At 66.0% G+C, this 18,525-nt stretch carries 15 protein-coding genes; 10 read left to right on the top strand and 5 right to left on the bottom strand.

The window, feature by feature from the left end; genetic code table 11:
* Positions 1-186 precede the first annotated feature (186 nt).
* From EL249_RS02560 to EL249_RS02545, 4 genes are all read right to left on the bottom strand, one after another.
* Positions 187-867, bottom strand: coding sequence for a gamma-glutamylcyclotransferase (locus tag EL249_RS02560; RefSeq protein ID WP_005674536.1), 681 nt, complete (start codon positions 865-867; stop codon positions 187-189).
* Positions 864-3,629 (bottom strand): DNA topoisomerase III, encoded by a 2,766-nt coding sequence (locus EL249_RS02555; protein WP_005674537.1) that lies wholly within the window; start codon positions 3,627-3,629, stop codon positions 864-866. Before EL249_RS02555 ends, EL249_RS02560 begins: the two co-directional genes overlap by 4 nt.
* Positions 3,630-3,700: 71 nt before the next feature.
* Positions 3,701-4,975, bottom strand: coding sequence for a DNA-processing protein DprA (gene dprA / locus EL249_RS02550; protein ID WP_005674538.1), 1,275 nt, complete (start codon positions 4,973-4,975; stop codon positions 3,701-3,703).
* A gap of 261 nt (positions 4,976-5,236) precedes the next feature.
* Complete coding sequence (locus EL249_RS02545; protein WP_169311696.1) at positions 5,237-6,355, bottom strand: LysM peptidoglycan-binding domain-containing protein; 1,119 nt, start codon at positions 6,353-6,355, stop codon at positions 5,237-5,239.
* Positions 6,356-6,498: 143 nt separating this feature from the next.
* Here EL249_RS02545 and def point away from each other — a divergent pair, with 143 nt between their 5' ends.
* The 10 genes from def to EL249_RS02495 all read left to right on the top strand — a co-directional run bounded on the left by def (position 6,499) and on the right by EL249_RS02495 (position 16,955).
* Positions 6,499-7,011: a peptide deformylase gene (gene def, locus EL249_RS02540; protein ID WP_005674540.1), complete on the top strand. Its 513-nt coding sequence runs from the start codon at positions 6,499-6,501 to the stop codon at positions 7,009-7,011.
* 104 nt (positions 7,012-7,115) lie between these two features.
* Positions 7,116-8,141 (top strand): methionyl-tRNA formyltransferase, encoded by a 1,026-nt coding sequence (gene fmt / locus EL249_RS02535; RefSeq protein WP_197721618.1) that lies wholly within the window; start codon positions 7,116-7,118, stop codon positions 8,139-8,141.
* 332 nt (positions 8,142-8,473) lie between these two features.
* On the top strand, positions 8,474-9,331 hold the full coding sequence (gene htpX / locus EL249_RS02530) for a zinc metalloprotease HtpX (RefSeq protein ID WP_005674542.1): 858 nt from the start codon (positions 8,474-8,476) through the stop codon (positions 9,329-9,331).
* Between the two features lie 19 nt (positions 9,332-9,350).
* Positions 9,351-10,826 carry a transcription antitermination factor NusB gene (locus EL249_RS02525; RefSeq protein WP_005674543.1) on the top strand — a complete coding sequence of 492 codons (1,476 nt, stop codon included), beginning with the start codon at positions 9,351-9,353 and terminating at the stop codon, positions 10,824-10,826.
* Positions 10,823-11,410, top strand: a complete 588-nt coding sequence (locus EL249_RS02520; protein ID WP_005674544.1) for a DUF4390 domain-containing protein — start codon at positions 10,823-10,825, stop codon at positions 11,408-11,410. Before EL249_RS02525 ends, EL249_RS02520 begins: the two co-directional genes overlap by 4 nt.
* A complete protein-coding gene (locus EL249_RS02515) occupies positions 11,359-13,698 on the top strand; it encodes a sensor histidine kinase (RefSeq protein WP_005674545.1) in 2,340 nt (779 codons plus the stop codon). Before EL249_RS02520 ends, EL249_RS02515 begins: the two co-directional genes overlap by 52 nt.
* A 95-nt stretch (positions 13,699-13,793) precedes the next feature.
* Positions 13,794-14,591: a response regulator gene (locus EL249_RS02510; RefSeq protein ID WP_005674546.1), complete on the top strand. Its 798-nt coding sequence runs from the start codon at positions 13,794-13,796 to the stop codon at positions 14,589-14,591.
* A 354-nt stretch (positions 14,592-14,945) separates the two neighbouring features.
* Positions 14,946-15,242, top strand: coding sequence for a hypothetical protein (locus tag EL249_RS02505; protein ID WP_005674547.1), 297 nt, complete (start codon positions 14,946-14,948; stop codon positions 15,240-15,242).
* A gap of 175 nt (positions 15,243-15,417) precedes the next feature.
* Entirely contained in the window at positions 15,418-16,392 is a 975-nt protein-coding gene (locus EL249_RS02500; RefSeq protein ID WP_005674548.1) for a hypothetical protein, read from the top strand.
* A gap of 311 nt (positions 16,393-16,703) precedes the next feature.
* A complete protein-coding gene (locus EL249_RS02495) occupies positions 16,704-16,955 on the top strand; it encodes a BTH_I0359 family protein (protein WP_005674549.1) in 252 nt (83 codons plus the stop codon).
* A gap of 132 nt (positions 16,956-17,087) precedes the next feature.
* Here EL249_RS02495 and EL249_RS02490 read toward each other — a convergent pair whose 3' ends face one another.
* On the bottom strand, positions 17,088-18,482 hold the full coding sequence (locus EL249_RS02490) for a lyase family protein (protein ID WP_005674551.1): 1,395 nt from the start codon (positions 18,480-18,482) through the stop codon (positions 17,088-17,090).
* Between the last annotated feature and the right edge of the window lie 43 nt (positions 18,483-18,525).

The raw sequence follows: 18,525 nt of genomic DNA, 5'->3' as shown, positions 1-18,525 counted from the left end.
ATTCTATGGATCCCATCACTGACGGGCATCATACAGGCCAATGACCGGAACGGGTAATGGCGGCAGGACATGGAACGGCGCTTTCCTGTCTTGCCGGCGTGCGGCAGTGAACGCTTTGTGCGGGTGCCGCGTGCCTTTCGTCGCGGGTGGGCGACAGAAGTCCGGGCGCTTCAGGCGCCCGGTGGTTCAGGCGTCCAGTTCGGCGATCAGCGCGTCCAGGGCCGGATCCTGGATGCCCCATTCACGCAGGGCGGCCTGGGTGTTGAGGGCGTATTCACGATTGCTGCCCCGGCAGCCGGTGCATTCGCGCAGCCGGCGCAGCACTTCGCTGCGCGGACCGGGCAGGTAGCCGTGCAGGTCCTCCTGGCAGGCGATGAAGGTGAGTGCCTGCACCTGGCGACCGTCGGGCAGCGGGATGTCCACCACCAGCGGCCGATAGACCTCGCTGACCATCTCGCGCTGGTAGATGCGGTCCATGATGTCGGCTTCCTGGCCGCGGCGAACGCGGTAGACGATGCCTTCGCACGAGCCGCCGCAATCCAGGCCCAGCACCACGCCTGGGGCATCGGGCGTGCCCCGGTAGGTGTGCGAATTGATGCAGAAGGCGCGGTGATAGCCCTCGATGCGCACCTTGTGCCGTTCGTCGAAGTCGAACTCCGGGTTCCAGATCAGCGAGCCGTAGGCAAAGACCCATTCCATCCGCTGGTAGACGGCGGGCGTGGGCGGTGCGGTGTAGGCGCGCTGGCGGGTGGAGGCCGTTGCGGCGGCCTGGGCAGCACCCTGCAGGGCCGAGGTCACGACGGGTGACGGCGTGGCCTGCGGGGTGGCGTGACTGGAACGGGAAACGGGAGTGGCGACAGACATCATTCGCTGGGGTCGGCTGGGTGGTCTCCCGTATTGTCGGTCTTGGCGCTGGCAGCGGTCCGGCGGGTCCGACCAGCGGTCGAGGCAGCCTTGGCACCGGCCTTGGGTGTGGCGCTTTCGCCCTCGGCAGCGGCCGGATCGTCGGCGGCCGCCTTGGTGGTGCGCCGCGTTGTGCTTGCCTTGGCCGCACTGGTCTTGCGGACGGTGGTGCTGGCCTTGGTGGCCGTGCCGGATTTGGCAGCGGTCGCGCGGGTGGTGCGCTTCCTGTCTTCGGCGCCTTCTTCGCCGTCCTTGCCATCGGCCTTGGTGGTCTTGCCCTTGGCGTTGTCGAACTCGAAGCCGATCTTGCCGCTGGGCTCGCGCACCAGGAAGGCCTTGAACTTGCGACGGGTGCGGGACGAGACGAAGCCGGTCAGCAGGTCGGTGCGGCCGTCGGCCAGCAGTTTCTGCATCTGGGCAGGCTCGATGGGTTGCTGCAGGATCTCGCGGCCCGAGCGGAAGTCACAGGTCTTGTTGGGACCCACGGCGTGGCTGCAGACGTAGTGCATGCCGTGGATGTATACCGGGCTCTGGCACTTGGGGCAGGGGCCCAGCGATTCCTGGCCGCTGAAGTCGACGGGTTCGGACTGTTCGTCCTGGGCGTCGCTTTGGCCGAAGTCGAATTCCAGCTTGTTTTCCGGGGTGATCTTGAGGATGGCCGAGAAGGGCCGGCCCATCTTGCTGCGGAAACCCGTCAGCGGGCCGATGACCTTGTCCTGCAGCAGCGTCTCGACCTCGGGCAGTTCGAACTGGCGGCCACCGGGGATCTTGGTGATGGAGAAGTCGCACTGGCTGCAGGCAAAGCGCTTGTAGTTCTCCTTGATGACGCCACCGCAGGCCGGGCAGGGGGTCTGCAGTACGGCATAGTCGCCGGGCACCGTGTCGGCCTCGAAGTTGCGGGCCTTCTCCACGATGTCGCGGGTCATGGCGGCAATGTCCGACATGAAGACCTGGCGGTCCATGCGGCCCTTCTCGAGCTGGCTGAGCTTGTATTCCCAGTCGCCGGTGAGTTCCGGCATGCTGAGCGCGGCCACGCCCAGGCCGCGCAGCAGCGTGAGCAGCTGGAAGGCCTTGGCGGTGGGGATGAGTTCGCGCCCTTCACGCAGCAGGTAGCGTTCGGTGATCAGCCCCTCGATGATGGCGGCCCGGGTGGCTGGCGTGCCCAGACCCTTGCCGGCCATGGCCTCGCGCAGCTCGTCGTCGTCGACCAGCTTGCCGGCGCCTTCCATGGCCGAGAGCAGCGTGGCTTCGGTATAGCGCGCCGGCGGCCGGGTCTGATTGGCCTGCAGGGCGATCTCGTCGGTCTGCACCGTTTCGTTGGGTTCGACGGGCACCAGGTTGCCGGGGCCGTCGCCACCGCTGGCGTCACGACCGTAGATGGCCAGCCAGCCGGGGTTGACCAGCACGCGCCCTTCGGTCTTGAAGGGATGGCCGGCCACGGTGGTGATGCGGGTGGTGACCAGGTATTCGGCCGCCGGGTAGAACACGGCCATGAAGCGGCGCACCACCAGGTCGTAGACCTTCTGTTCGGCATCCGACAGGTTCTTGGGCGCCTGCAGCGTGGGGATGATGGCGAAGTGGTCGGAGATCTTGCTGTTGTCGAAGACCCGCTTGTTGGGCTTGACCCAGTCCTTTTCCAGGATGGTGCGGGCAAACTCGCCGTGCACGCCGGATTCGGAGAGCTGGCCCAGCGTCTGGCGCACCGTGCCCAGGTAGTCCTCGGGCAGCGCCCGCGAATCGGTACGCGGGTAGGTGAGCACCTTGTGCTTCTCGTACAGCGCCTGGGCCAGTGCCAGGGTGGTCTTGGCCGAGAAGCCGAAGCGGCCGTTGGCCTCGCGCTGCAGCGTGGTCAGGTCAAAGAGCGCGGGAGCGATCTGGGTGGAAGGCTTGGATTCCTCGGTGACGGTGCCGGGCTTGCCCTCGCAGGCAGCCACGATGGCCTCGGCGTCCTCGCGGGTCCAGAAGCGGTCGGCCTTGTGCTCGGGATCGTCGCTCTTCTTGAAGTTGCGGTCGAACCACTTGCCTTCGTACTGGCCGGCCTTGGCGCCGAAGGTGGCCTTGACCTCGAAGTAGTCGCGCGGCACGAAGCGGCGGATCTTTTCTTCGCGTTCAACCACCACGGCCAGCGTGGGGGTCTGCACCCGACCGACGGTGGTCAGGTAGAAGCCGCCATCGCGCGAGTTGAAGGCTGTCATGGCGCGGGTGCCGTTGATGCCCACCAGCCAGTCGGCCTCGGCGCGGCTGCGCGCCGCGTCGGCCAGGCCGTTGAGCTCGTCGCCCTGGCGCAGCTTGGCAAAGCCTTCGCGGATGGCGTTGGGCGTCATCGACTGCAGCCACAGCCGCTGCATGGGCTGCTTGGCCTTGGCGTACTGCACGATCAGCCGGAAGATCAGTTCGCCCTCGCGGCCCGCGTCACAGGCGTTGATCAGCGAGGTGACATCCTTGCGCTTGATCAGCTTGGTGAGCTGCTTGAGGCGGTCGTGCGTCTTCTCGATCGGTTTCAGATCGAAATGCGGCGGGATGACCGGAAGGTGAGTGAACGACCACTTCCCTCTCTTGACATCGTATTGCTCGGGGGCAGCGATCTCCACCAGGTGGCCCACCGCCGAGCTGAGCACGTAGTCGTCATTTTCGAAGTAGTCGCCGTGACGGACGAAACCCCCCAGCGCCCGCGCGATGTCGGCGGCGACGGAAGGTTTCTCGGCAATGATCAAAGCTTTACTCATGGCGGCGCCATAGTAAGAGGACGATTGCGGATCAGGCAAGTCGTGGATTTCCGGAAAGGGCGTTCCCGGTTTCAGTCCAGTCGTTGCCAGCGGCCGTCGACGTGGCGTCCAATGTAGCCGCCAAGCTCCAGCAGCTGGATGGTAATCAGGATGCGGTCGATCGGCCAGCCCAGCCGGCTGGCGAGCGCCTCGGCCGACATGGGGCTGGCAGCCAGGATGGTGAACAGGTCGCGGCTGTCGTCGTCGGGCGGTTCCGGCCGGGAGGGAGCCTGTTCGACCGCCCCGCTTTCCTGGTCGGCGATGATCGACTGCCATTCGCGTCGTCCGCTGGCGCGCCGGGCGGTGTGCTGGCGGGCGCGGATCCGGCCGCCCCGGATGGTCGGATCCTGGTCCGAAGCGTCCTGCCCGGGGCTGACCATGCCCAGGGCCTGCAGGATGTCGTCGACGGTTTCGATGAGGGTGGCGCCGTCCCGGATCAGGTGGTGGCAGCCGTGGGAGAGCGGGTTGTGGATGGAACCGGGCACGGCCATCACCTCGCGGCCCAGCTCGGCCGCCTGCCGCGCGGTGATCAGCGAGCCGCTGCGCAGGGCGGCTTCCACCACCAGGGTGCCGCGCGAGAGGGCAGCGATCATCCGGTTGCGGCGCGGGAAGTTGGCACGCACCGGAGCGCTGCCCAGGGGCTGCTCGCTCAGCACGAGTCCGCCCTGTTCCAGCACACGCCGGGCCAGGGGCAGGTGATGGGCCGGGTAGATGCGGTCGATGCCGGCTCCGGTCACGGCGATGGTGCTCGCCTGACCTGCTGGGGCACCCTCCAGGGCCCCCTGGTGGGCCGCGGCATCGATGCCTTCGGCCAGACCGCTGGTGACAACGATGCCGCGCCGAGCCAGGGCTTCGGCCAGGGCCTGGGCGTTGCGCAGTCCTTCGTGGCTGGCGCGTCGGCTGCCCACGATGGCCACGGCAGCGGGTTGCAGGGCGGCCAGCGAGCCGCGAGCGTAGACCAGCAGGGGCGCATCCGGCAGATCCAGCAGCGCAGCCGGGTAGCGGGGATCGTCCAGGGCCAGGATATGGCGGTCATCGCCCGCGTGCAGCCAGGCCAGGGCCGCCTGGATGTCCTGCTCGCGCACCGGGTCATCGGCCAGCAGGGTGCGGGCCGTTTCGTCACTGCGCACCAGGGCGCGTACCGTGGCGTAGGAGGCCTGAAGGATGGCTTCCGGCGGGCCCAGACGGCGCAGCAGCAGCTGGCCGGTGACGGCGCCGATGCCCGGCGTGTGGACCAGCCGTAGCCAGGCGGCCAGGGATTCGTCGTCGGGGGAGGGGGTCTGGGGAACGTCCGGCGGGGTGCTCATCGGGGTACGGGCAAAGGGCGGTCGGAGCCGTCGATATTGCCAAAGTCCCCGGGTATCCGCATCAGCCGGATGGATGATGCAGCCGCCTCGCTCCACTCCACAAAGGTGGGTATCCGAAATGGAAACGGCCGCCCGGGTTGCCCTGGGCGGCCGTTGTCACGAAGTTCGACTTTGACGGATCAGCGATGGCTGACGACGGTCGCCTGCTGGCAGCCGTTGGCTGTCATGGCGCAGGCGGGTCGTTGATCCGTGGGTCGAGCCTTACGGATTCGTCACGATGTCGTTGACCGAGATCGGGGCGCTGGCGTTGACCACCAGGCCGTAGGCGATGTTGTCGAAGGTGCGGAACACCAGCAGCTGGCCCACGTCCTCGTTGGGCAGGCGAACCATTTCCTTGCTCACGCGGTCCTTGACCATGCGACCGGCATGCTCGATCTTCAGCACGTGGCCGTTGGCCAGGCCGTTGCGGCTGCCCATGTTGATGGCGACCACGCTGTTGCGGCCCACCATGGTCACGCCCCGGTAGATCGAGACGATACGGCCGTCCAGGTTCTCGACTTCGGGCGAACGGGGCACGAAGTTCACGTCCTGGTCGACGCCGGCCGGCACCAGACGGTCACCGTCGGTGATCTCTTCCACCACCTTGGTGATGGCCAGCCGGGCCGGATCGCCATGACGCTGCAGTTCGGCCGTGCCCAGGAAGGTGGCCTCATAGGCCAGCGTCTTGCGGGTCACCGGGTCGACAAGCGGCTTGGCCGGGCGATAGATGTGCCAGGTACGGACGCCGCTGTCGGCCTTGATGCCACGAGCGTAGATGCGATCGGCATTGCCGACGTTCACCCGGCCTTCCTGCTCGGGGGCGACGATGTAGGGCGAATCACTCAGGCCCTTTTCATCGACGATCAGCGGACGGTTGATGAAGGCCTGGATGCTCGAGAGCGAGATGCTGGGGATGGCGGCCTTGTCGGTCATGGTGGCGCGCACGGTGGGCTCCAGCTTGCTGATGCCGTTGCCGTTGCGGCCTTGAGCACCGGCGCCGTCGGAGCCGCCATACACATTGCGGCCCAGACGCAGACGCGGCGTGTCGCCCGAACGATCCAGATATACAATGTCGCCCGGATAGATCAGGTGCGGGTTCTTGATCTCGGCCTTGTTAAGTTGCCAGATCTCCGGCCAGCGCCAGGGTTCCTTCAGAAAAAGTCCGGCAATGCCCCACAGCGTGTCACCCTTGACCACCACATGGCGGTCCGGGGCGTCGGCGGCCAGCTGGATCTCATCTTGGCGGGTCTGGGCGATGCCCTGCAGCGGCATCACGGCGCCCGTTGCAAGGGCAATGCTCAGGCTCAGGGTGCTCAGGGCCCGGGTGCTAAACTTTTTCATCGACATGGTCGGTCCTTGGAGTCGTCTACGCACGCCCCACCAGGCTGATGGCAACTGCGTGCCGACTTGACGTGCAAGAGAAATTCTTTCTGACAGCATCCTGCCCGGCAATACGCGGCAGGTTCAGTGGTGGATAGTGTCCGATGGCTGTGCTAGACATACTCAAGTATCCTGACGCCCGGTTGCATACGGTTGCCGAGCGGGTCCCGGTTGTGGACGATCGAATCCGCAAGCTGGTGGCCGACATGGCCGAGACCATGTACGCGGCGCCCGGCATCGGGCTGGCGGCCACGCAGGTCAACGTGCACGAGCGCGTGGTGGTCATCGATATCACCGAGACCCATGACCAGCTGCAGGTCTTCATCAACCCCGAGATCACCTGGTCCAGCGACACGCTGCAGAGCTACGAGGAAGGGTGCCTGTCCATCCCCGGCATCTACGACAAGGTCGAGCGCCCCGACGCCGTCACCGTCACGGCGCTGGGTCTGGATGGCAAGCCCTTCACGCTGGAGGCCGATGGCCTGCTGGCCGTGTGCATCCAGCACGAGATCGACCACCTGAACGGCAAGCTCTTCACCCAGCACCTGTCGCGGCTCAAGCAGAACCGCATCCGCCAGAAGGTGCTGAAGATGGAGCGCGAGCGCAGCGCCGCCTGATGAGCGCTCCATCCGATCACGGCCCGACTCCGTCATCGTCGGCTTCCGCATCCCCCGCTGCATCCACGGTTTCCGGCCAGCCTGCCATCCAGGCAGGACGGCCGCTGCGCGTCGTCTATGCCGGCACGCCTGTCTTTGCCGCCCAGGCGCTCGATGCCCTCATCGGGTCGCGCCACGAGGTGGTGGCCGTGCTCAGCCAGCCGGACCGACCGGCCGGTCGTGGTCAGAAACTGCTGCCTTCTGCCGTCAAGCAACGTGCATTGGCAGCCAATCTTCCGGTTCTTCAGCCCGAGTCGCTGCGCATCCGCCCCGCGGCAGCCGATGAGACCGAAGAGCGTCGGGTCCGGCGTGAGGCCGCCAATCAGGGGGCCGAAGAAGCCCTGGCGGCCTTGCGCGCCCTGCAGCCGGACGTGATGGTGGTGGCCGCGTATGGCCTGTTGCTGCCGCAGTCGGTGCTGGATCTGCCCCGGCTGGGTTGCCTGAACATCCATGCCTCGCTGCTGCCGCGCTGGCGCGGTGCGGCCCCCATCCAGCGGGCCATCGAGGCTGGTGACGCCGAGACCGGCATCTGCATCATGCAGATGGAAGCGGGGCTGGACACGGGTCCGGTGGGTGCACGTCACGTGGTGCCCATCCTCGAGACCGATACCGCCAGCACTCTGCACGACCGTCTGGCCGACGTTGGGGCCCAGGCCATTGTGGCGGCGCTGGACGAGCTGTCCGCGGGCCGCTTGGTCTTCGAGCCGCAGGCGCAGGCCGGTGTCACCTACGCCGCCAAGGTCGACAAGAAAGAGCTGGGCATCGACTGGGCGCGCTCCGCAGTGGAAGTGAGTCGTCACATACGTGCCTTCGATCCGCCTGGGGCCATCACCTGGCTGGAAGGGCATCGGGATGAGCCGCCGCTGCGGGTCTTTCAATCGCAGGTGCTGCGAAACGACGGGAACGCCACCGATGCACCCGGCACCATCGTTGCAGCCGGCCCGGACGGTGTGGACGTGGCCTGCGGTCAGGGCAGCATCGTGCGTCTTGCCGCCCTGCAGCGAGCCGGTGGCCGGCGCCAGCCGGCAGACGCCTTCCTGCGCGGTCATCCGCTGTCGCCCGGCGTGCGTTTCATCTCTGCCGGCGCCTGAGCCTCCCATTGGGGGCCCCGGCCGGACGAGGCCGGCGCGCTCCGGTCTTCAGGTTCGGGGCATGTACGGTGGACAGGCCGGCATGGCCGGTTTCATTTCCCCTTGAAAAACAACGCATTGCCCCCCATCTGAGGAAACGTCGGGCCCCTCGGGAGCGCGGGCTGCCTGCAACCTGACCCGATCTGCTCGGCAAGCGCCACGTTCATGCAGGCACGTCCAGGCCGGATTCGTCCGGGCTGCCAGGGCCTTGCGGCGGCCTCATCTGCTGCCCGACCCGTTCCTGACCTTCCCCTTTCCCTTTTTTCCTCCAACACACTCCGACTGGAAACACCATGTTCAACTGGATCAAGACAGCTGCCCTGATGGCTGCCATCACCGCCCTGTTCGGTGTCATCGGCGCTTCCATCGGTGGCAAGAACGGCATGATCATGGCGCTGGGCTTCGCGGTGGTCTCCAATTTCTTCGCCTACTGGTTCTCGGACAAGATGGTGCTGAAGATGTATCGCGCCCGTGAGGTCGATGCGTCGTCCGCGCCGCAGTTCTACCAGACTGTGCAGGAGCTGGCCCAGCGGGCCGGCCTGCCCATGCCGCGCGTCTACCTCATCGACGAGGATGCGCCCAACGCCTTCGCCACGGGCCGCAACCCGCAGAACGCCGCCGTGGCAGCCACCACGGGCCTGCTGCGCATGCTCAATGCCCGCGAGGTGCGTGGCGTGATGGCGCACGAGTTGGCCCACGTGAAGCACCGCGACATCCTCATTTCCACCATCTCGGCCACCATGGCAGGTGCCATCTCGGCACTGGCCAACTTCGCCATGTTCTTCGGCGGCCGTGACGAGGAGGGGCGCCCCACCAACCCCATCGCCTCGATTGCCATGGCCATCCTGGCGCCGCTGGCCGCCTCGCTCATCCAGATGGCCATCTCGCGGGCGCGTGAATTCGAGGCCGACCGGCTGGGCGCCGAGATCGCAGGCGATCCGCGTTCGCTGGCCTCGGCGCTGGAGAAGATCCAGCACTATGCGTCCGGCATTCCGTTGCATACTACGGAGGCACATCCCGAGACTGCACAGATGATGATCATGAATCCGCTGACCGGCGGCAGCCTAGCCAACCTGTTCTCCACGCACCCCAGTACCGAGGAAAGGGTGCGCCGCCTGCTGGCGATGAACCCGAACGGGCAGGCGGCCTGAGGCCGTGGCCACCGAATCGATGAGGAGACATGCCGGGTCGCCCAGACCGCAGCCCGGCTCCGACGAGAAACCGCACGAGGCCGAAAGCCGGCCCTGCGGCTCGGTACTGCGCGCCGCCCTGGCCGATGAGCTGGTGGCGGCTGCGGTGTCCCTGCGTGACATGCTGGCCGGTGCCCATCTGGACGAGAGCATCGACCACCACACGCGTGAACTGCCCAGCGCGTCTGCCAAGGCGGTGCGCAACATGGCCTATGACGCCACCCGCCAGCAGGGCCTGCTGGCCTGGCTGGGCGAGCGCTTCAACCGTCGCCAGCCCCCCCCGCTGCTGGCAGCCCTGCAGGCGCTGGGCATGGCCCAGCTCATCGATGCCCGCCGACCGGTGCCGGTCATCATCGATCAGACCGTCCGGGCCGTCGGCAAGCTGCCCGAAGGGGCGGCGCATCCGGGCGCGGCCGGTTTCATCAACGCCACGCTGCGTCGCTTTGCACGCGAGCGTGCCAGCCTGATGGCCGAGCCCTTGCCCGATGAGGCCCGCTTCAACCATCCTGGCTGGTGGGTGGCCAAGGTGCGCAAGCTCTGGCCCGATCGCTGGCAGGAGATCCTCACGGCATCGCTGTCGCGTGCACCGCTCAGCCTGCGGGCCAACCGTCGTCAGGGCGGGCAGCTCGCCGCGGCTGCGCGGCTTCAGGAAGCCGGCATCGGCTTTCGTCTGATGGGCCAGGACGGGCTGGTGCTGGACCAGGCCCTGCCGGTGGATCGCATCCCGGGCTTTGCCGAGGGCCTGATGAGCGTGCAGGACATCGGGGCCCAGTGTGCGGCCCAGCTGCTCGATCCTCAGCCCGGCGAGCGGATCCTGGATGCCTGTGCGGCCCCGGGCGGAAAGACGGCCCATCTGCTCGAGATGGCTGATTGCGAGGTCTGGGCGCTCGACATCGACCCTGATCGTGCATCCATAATTACGAATAATCTTCAGCGTGCCCGTGTACCGCTGCTGTCGCAGGATGCCACCGAGGCTCCTGTTGCGGCTACACCCGCCTCTGAACAGGCCGCTGGAGCCGTCTGGGGTGCCCATGTACTGGCAGCCGATGCCGGAGACCCCGAAAGTTGGTGGGATGGCCGGCCCTTCGACCGGATCCTGCTGGATGCCCCCTGCAGCGCCTCGGGTATCGTGCGGCGCCATCCCGACGTGCTCTGGCATCGCCAGCGTCGTGATATTGCGACATTTTCCGCCACGCAGGCGCGGCTCCTGGAGAAGCTTTGGCCGCTGCTGCGTCCCGGTGGTACATTGCTTTATGCAACATGCTCCATCTTTCCCGAGGAGGGAGAGAAGGTCGTTTCGGCATTTGCATCAAGACAGGCGGATTGCCGGTGGCAGCGCGAGGTCCGTGTGCCTGGCTGGGCCGACTGGCCCCAAGGCGGACAGCTGTTGCCCCGTAGCGATGAGCTGCATGAACATGATGGATTTTTCTACGCGCTGTTGAGCAAGCATCAGTGAATAGGCGTCGTGCTCTGGTGACGCTGGCAGGTGCGGCGTTGCTGTTGCAAGGCATGCCCGCCCTGGCCGGCGAATCGATGCAGGTGAAGACCCTTCAACTCGATCTTTCACCTGACGATGGTGCTGTGCTGCTCTCGGCACAGTTCGCCGTCGACCTCAGCGCGGCCCTGAAGGACGCCGTCTCGCGCGGTCTGCCCCTGCATTTCATCACCGAGTTCGAGATCTACAGGCCGCGCCTGTTCTGGTTCAACAAGAAGGCGGCCAGCGGCCACATGGAGTGGCGTCTTTCCTATTACGCACTCACGCGGCAATACCGGCTCAATTCCGCCAGCGGCAGCGAATCCTACGCCACGCTGGATGAAGCCATCACCCAGATGACCGCCCTGCGCGACTGGCCGGTCACCACCATCGACCGGCTCGATGCCGGTGAAGAATACATCGTGCGCGTCCGGATGCGGCTGGACACCGCCCAGCTGCCCAAGCCGTTCCAGATCACCGCGCTGACCGACTCGGACTGGAATCCCCAATCGGAATGGAAAGGCCTCAGCTTCGTCGTACCGACCCAACCGACACCCGCTCCGTAAGCCGGGTCCTGCGACTGGCGCTGGTGCTGTCGGTGGCCTTTGCCGCCGTCCTGCTCTCGCTGCTGGCCCTGGCCAGCATCAACAACAGTCTTTTCCAGCAGCACTACGGCCTTCTACTGTGGCTCAACATCGGCGTGGCCGTGGCCCTGGCCGTGCTCGCCATCGAGCTGGCCCGGCGGCTGATGCAGCGCTTCCGGCAGAGGCTGTTCGGAACCCGGCTGATGGCCCGGCTGGCGCTGGCCTTCGTGCTGATGACCGTCATTCCGGTCCTGCTCATCTATCTCATTGCCGTCCAGTTCCTGGAGCGCTCCATCGAATCGTGGTTCGACGTGCCCATGGAGCGGGCGCTGGAGTCGGGTCTGAGCCTGGGCCGAGCCACCCTGGATTCCATGCTGCTGGACGTGGTGGCCAAGGGACGGCTGGCCGCGTCCGATCTCAACGGCCTGTCATTGCGCCATCAGTCCGAGAGCCTGGACCGTGTGCGCGAGCGCTTCGGCATTTCCGAGGCCGTGATCCTCACGAGCGGCGGGCGCATCATCCAGAGCAGCGGTGGCCGTTACGCCGCCCTGGTGCCCGATCTGCCCTCGCCCACCGCACTGCGCCAGGCCCGCCTGGCCCATCACTACGCGGCCATCGAAGGCAATGAGCTGCGCGAGGACAACCCCGACCAGAACTACCAGGCGCTGCGCATGCGGGTGATGGTGCCCATCATCTCCTCCGATGTGCGCGAGGAGCTGCGTTTCCTGCAGTTCGTGCAGCCCGTGCCCATGGCGCTGGCCCAGAATGCCGAGGCCGTGCAGGGGGGCTTCCGTGACTATCAGGAACTGTCGCTGTCACGACGAGGACTCAAGCGCATCTTCCGCGTCACGCTCACCGTCACCGTCCTGCTCACCATCTTCTCGGCCATTGCCGCCGCCTTCCTGCTGGCGGGCTGGATGACGGGACCCTTGTCGATGCTGGAAGCTGGCACCCGTGCCGTGGCCGAAGGCGATTTCCGACCGTTGAAGGATTACGTGGGGCGTGACGAACTGGGCGCTCTCACGCAATCCTTCAACGCCATGATGCGTCAGCTGGAAGAGGCGCGCAGCCAAGTGGTGCGAACCCGGCTGGGTCTGGAACAGGCCAACGCCCGACTGGCCAGCGTGCTGGCCAACCTCAGCGCCGGCGTCATCGTCTTTGACCGGGGCTTTCGGGTCACCATGGTCAACCACGGTGCCGAGAAGATCCTGGGCATGGAAGTGGGCAAGGCACTGGGTCAGCAGCTGGGTGCCATGGGAAGCCTGGGCGAATTCGAGGCCGAGATCGCCCGTGCGTTCGGCGATGCGCTCGACACGGAAAGTGGTACCTGGCAGCGACAGATCGTGATCGGCGCCGAGCCGGAATCCGGTCAGGTGGCGCGCGTGAAGCAGGGCAAGACGCTGCTGGTGCGGGGCGCCCTGCTGCCGGAGGTCGACGGAGACCATGTGTTGGTCATTGACGACATCACGGATGTGGTGTCGGCACAACGTGCCATCGCCTGGGGTGAAGTGGCCCGACGGCTGGCTCACGAGATCAAGAACCCCCTCACGCCCATCCGGCTGGCGGCCGAGCGCCTGCAGCTGAAGCTGGAAGGGGTGCTCTCGGGGGCCGAGCAGGAGCTGCTCATTCGCAACACCCGCAACATCGTCACCCAGGTCAATGCACTGAAGGTCATGGTCGACGAATTCCGGGACTACGCCCGCCTGCCGGCTGCCAAGCTGGAGCCGCTGGACCTGAACGAGCTGCTTTCCGAAGTGCTGGGCTTCTACACCGATCTGGATCCCACCCTGCGGGTCATTGCCCGATTGAACCCTGATATTCCGCAGATCATGGGAGATGCGGGGCAATTGCGGCAGGTTATCCACAATCTGCTGAAGAACTCTGGCGAAGCCACTGAAAAGCAGGACGTCCGGATGATTGAGGTCAGCACCGACTTGATCCACAATGCAGCAGGCCAGTGCAGCGGTGTCCGGCTGGGCGTCAGGGACAACGGGCCCGGTTTTCCGCCGGAATTGCTGGCCCGCGTGTTCGAGCCCTACGTCAGCCAGAAGGCCAAGGGAACGGGACTCGGACTGGCCATCGTGAAAAAGATCGTTCAGGAACATGGTGGAACGATCGAAGTCGGCAACCACCACGACACCGGGTTGTTGCATAATACATACACGGAAGAATCCGCTGTCGCCAGCACGGAACAAGTTGTTTCAGGTGCTTACACGTATATTGCTTTTGCGAAATTAGTAAAAAAGGCAGACAATTTTAGAGGTGCATGATCAACAGGACATCGGTCGGCCGGTCTGTACGCCGCGACGGCGGGCAGGCTCCTGTAAGCTCTCTGCTGACAGATGTTGGATTTGCTGGAAAAGAAATGGCTGAGATTCTGGTAGTCGACGATGAGATGGGCATCCGCGAGTTGCTCTCCGAGATCCTTGGTGACGAAGGGCATGTCGTCACGCTGGCTGAAAACGCGCAGCGTGCACGCGAGGCCATGGCGGCCACCCGGATGGACCTGGTGCTGCTGGACATCTGGATGCCGGACACCGATGGCGTCAGCCTGCTGAAGGAATGGGTCGCATCGGGCCAGCTCACCATGCCGGTCATCATGATGTCCGGCCATGCCACCATCGAGACCGCCGTCGAGGCCACCCGCATCGGCGCCATGGACTTCCTGGAAAAGCCCATCGCACTGCAGAAGCTGCTCAAGGCCGTCGAACAGGGTCTGGCCAAGGGCCGCCAGGGCATGGTGCAGGGGCGCGCCACGCCGGCTGCACCCGTGCATCCCAGCTATCCGGGCACTATCACGCCCTCCAGCAACACGCCGCTGGCCATGCTGCAGGTGCCGGGCTCCCAGAACGTGCAGCAGGTCATGCCGCTCAGCTCGCCCACCGCGCAGTTCATCGCGGCACCCGTCTCCGGGCTGCCCAGCATGAACCTGCACCCCTCCATCATGGTGCGCGATCTGCCGCTGAATGTGCCGCTGCGCGAAGCCCGTGAGGCCTTCGAGCGCGCCTACTTCGAGCACCACCTGCACCGCGAGCATGGCAGCATGACCCGCGTGGCGGAGCGCACCGGACTGGAGCGAACCCACCTGTACCGCAAGCTCAAGCAGCTGGGCATCGACCTGTCCAAGGGCAACTACCGCCGGGGCGTTTCCCAGTCGGTCTGATGCTTGCCTGAAAAGGCGTGCTGCCCCGTGGACATCATCCCTGGGGTAGTCCGCCAGCACAGCGGAAGCGCCTGCTTCCAGAAAGAGTCCTGAGGCCTGCCTGCCGCCTGGGCGGGCCTCGCGAAGACCCCTCCATTGCCGGTCGTCCGACTGGTGTGTCCCCTCCTGTTTCGTGCGTTAGTTCCGCAGCGCAATGTCGGTTTGTTGGCATCCCCGTTGCATGGGTCCAGGCCGTCCTTCGCGGTGTGAACAGTGACACGGCAACCTGGACACACCCCTTCTACACTTCCGTCCATGGCACTGATGCAACCCCGGATTCAGCACTTCTGAATCCCAGTCGAGGAACGGCACATCATGATTCAAGGCGGATCGACGGACTGGACCACCAAGCTCGACGCACTCGTCAAGAGCCCGGTCACCGAGATCGAGGACCAGGAAATCTTCATCCAGACCATGAAGGGCGCCCTGGCGTTGTCGCGAAGCAATGTCGAGCTGCCGGATCGGCTGCGCATGTTGCTGTTCCTGGTCAATGGCCGCCGTCAGGTCAGTGAATATCGTGACCTGCTGCCGCGCTATCGGGGGCTGACCGACGCCTTCGACATCCTGCTGAAGAAAGGCCTGATCAAGCGCCGCAACGATCCGGGCTACTGATCCGCACGCGGGCGCCCCGCATCTTTGCCGGGCGCTCGCCTATCATCGGTCTTTCGTCCAGGGCCTTGTGCTCCGGCATGGTCCTGGACAGTCCTCCCGTTCCCCGGGTGGTTTTTCGACAGACCCGCACGCACCACTGGCAGCGACGCATTCGCTGCCAGTGTCGTTTCCAGGCATGGCAGAACCCGGCATTCCCCTTCGTCGCACCGTCACCCTGATCAGCGGACCCGATGCCGCTGCCCGTAGCGCCTGCATCGCGCAGCTTCGTGCCCAGCGTCGGGGCTTGAATCCCGCCGGTGAGGACGACAGCCTGTGGTTGCAGGCGGGCGAGGTGCCATCCACGCCGCTGGCCGTGCAGTCGCTGTCGCCGGCAGCTTGTGCGACCGGTGCGCCTGATCAGACGCTGACGGCAGGCTGCATCTGCTGCCTGGGCGGCCCGGTGTTTCGCACCACCCTGGTGCGGCTGCTGCGCCAGCCCGCCTGGAAGCACCTCTATCTGGAGGTTTCCCGCGAAGGCGAGCATCTGCTGCGCGTCGTGGATCAGCTGCGCCAGCCGCCGTTTGATCAGCACCTGCGGCTGGTGTCGTTGGTGCGGGCCACGGGCTCAGGCCTTCGCGCTGACGAAGGACAGGCCCTGACGCTGCCGGCGGCCGTGCTCAGCGGCAGCCATGACCCCGCCACGGGCTGGGCCAGTTCGACCTGGCTTAATGGCCGGTGGTACCACCATGACCCCATGGCGCTGGATGAACAGGGCCTGTCAAGGAGCGCTTCCGTCACGAGCGGTCCGGTTCTCCGGCTGGTCCGCCGCTGGCTGCCCGAGGTGGGTGTTCCTACCCGGCAGGAGGCCCAGGAGGCACTGCAGGCGCTGCTGGAAACGCCGGGCGTGCAGTGGATGCAGGCCGTGTTGCAGACGGGGCGCAGCGGCTATGACTGGCGGTTTGCCGCGGGGGAAGCAACGGCGGGAAGTGTGTCTCAAGGATCGACGGATCCGGCGGAAATCGCACATTCCACGCCAAACTTGAGCGCCGCTCTTCGGTCACGGGAAACCGTCTGGCGTCTGGACAACCGATTGTGGCTCGGATTGGCGCAAGGTACGGACTTGGCTCGGCTGCAGCGGGATATCGACACCCTGCAGGCGCTCTGGTCCTGATCCCTTGTCCTGACTTTCCCCGACGACGATCAGGTTTGCCTGCCTTCTTTGCGGGCAGGTTTTCAGGACCGGATCCCGGGGCCGACAGGGAGACGACAACGTCAGGGATTGGCCACACAGGCCCGTCCCGGGAGAACGGACGGCGCCTTCCCGGACCGGCCGCCGTTTCGGCCACATGACCCCTGTGATCGGGGTTGGGCCCACGTGCACGCCTACGCTCATCGGAGGCGGTGGAACGATCATCGGGGGCTGCTGTGGCAAAGTGCCGCCATGCCCAAAACTGGCTTCCGTCGTTTGGGGAAGTCAACACGATGAACATGATCTACAACAGCCCGAATTACTGCATCGTCGAGTTCAACGGCGAGCAGCCCGACCGGATCTGCCGTGGTTATGAAATCATGGACAAGGCGGCTCGGCGGGAAATCTTCATAGGCGGCCTGATGGCCGACAAGTTCCGGCAGGATGTCTCGATGCTGATCGCCGCCGAGCCCAGCATCGAGGAAGTCGACCATTTCCTGTCCGGGTTCGAGGGCATCATGCACCAGCCGCTGCTGATGCATTGAGCAAAGGACAGCGCGGCCAGGCGGTCTCCAGACCCGCGATGTCTGAATATTGCATTCAACATTCAGAATCATGTTCACGGACTTCCCGGGGTGCTTCCCGGATGTGGGGTCCGGAGCTGGGCGTATCGGTCTTCAGCGCCCTGAACGCCAGGCCTCCACGATCTGGCTGACCATCGTCCCCGTGGCGCCGGGATTGCCGGCGGGGTCGAACAGTCTTTCCAGGTCGCCCAGATTCATGACCGACGAGATGCGTGCGTCCCGTCCCAGGGCCTGGCGCAATGACAGGCCGTTCTTGTGGGCGCTCTCGAGCAGCTCCGCCATCAGCGTCTGGGCTTCATCCTTGCCCAGCCTGGGGGCCAGTGCCTGCACCAGCGTGGCCGGCAGGCTCTGTTCGTGCTGACGGGCAATGTTGGCCTCCATCACCTCGTGATCGATCTGCAGCCGGCCCAGAAGTTCCTCGGCGGCAGCCAGGCTGCTGGCGGCGGCGCCAAACAGCTGTTGAAGCGTGTGCCAGCTGGATTGCCACTGACTCATCCCACCTTCGTGCTCGATGTCCATGGCCCCCAGCACGATGGCTGCCAGGCCCGGGGCACGCTGGGCCGCCTCGCGCATCAGCTGCGTGGTCACAGGCGTCTGCGGGCGCCACAGCAGGGCGGCCGGCCCTTGCCGACCCGCCTCGTCGTCGTGCAGCTCGCCGATCTCGGCCTGCGTGAGCAGTGCGATGTCCTGCCCGATCTTGCCCAGCGTCCCGCACAGCATGGCCAGCTCGGTGCCCAGCCGCACGAAGCGGTCGCGCGTCGTGTGCCACGAGGCGGCCGGCATCATCAGGCCCAGGGCGTCAGCCAGTCGCTGCGCCACCGCCAGGCTGCGTTCGGTCTGTGGTCCTTGCGAGGAGAGCGTGCCATCCGGCCCGCCAAACTGCAGCACGGCCACATCCAGCAGCGCAGCACGCAGGTGGCGTCGGCTGCGCTGCAGGGGATCCAGCCATCCGGCCAGCTTCCACGCCAGGTAGATGGGCGAGGCTGGCTGCAGCCGATGCCGGCTCATCAGCAGGGTGTCCTGGTTCTCCTCGATGAGTCGCACGATGGCCGCGCCCACCCGCTCCAGCATGTCCTGCAGGCGCCGCCCGGCCTCCTTGCACTGCATGGCCAGTGCCGAGTCCATCAGGTCCTGGTGGCTGGCGCCATGGTTGAGGTGACGCACCGCATCCGGCGAGCGTGTGCCGATCGATTCGGACAGTGCCTTCAGAAAGGGGATGGCCAGCGTGCCGGCCACGCGGGCAGCCGGGTATAGCCGCGCCGGGTCGAAGCGCCCCTGGGCAATGTCGTGGCTGGCACCATCGCTGGCGGCCGGGTCACCCAGTTCGTGGCAGGCCATGCCGATGGCGCGGGCAGCCTCGTCGGGAATCATGCCCACCGAGGCCTGGGCCTGCGCCAGGCCGTTCTCGAAGCGGGCCATGGCCGCCAGCATGGCGGTGTCCGAAAACAGGGAATCGATCGAGGCGGGGGCGAAGATGCGTTCGAACATGGGATGACGGAAGGGCCGGGAGGGCCCATGCAAAATACCATTG

The sequence above is a fragment of the Lautropia mirabilis genome (assembly GCF_900637555.1).
Classification (GTDB): Bacteria; Pseudomonadota; Gammaproteobacteria; order Burkholderiales; family Burkholderiaceae_E; genus Lautropia; species Lautropia mirabilis.
The sequence above is the reverse complement of the archived record's forward strand: the minus strand, read 5'-3'. Positions and strand labels throughout refer to the sequence as shown.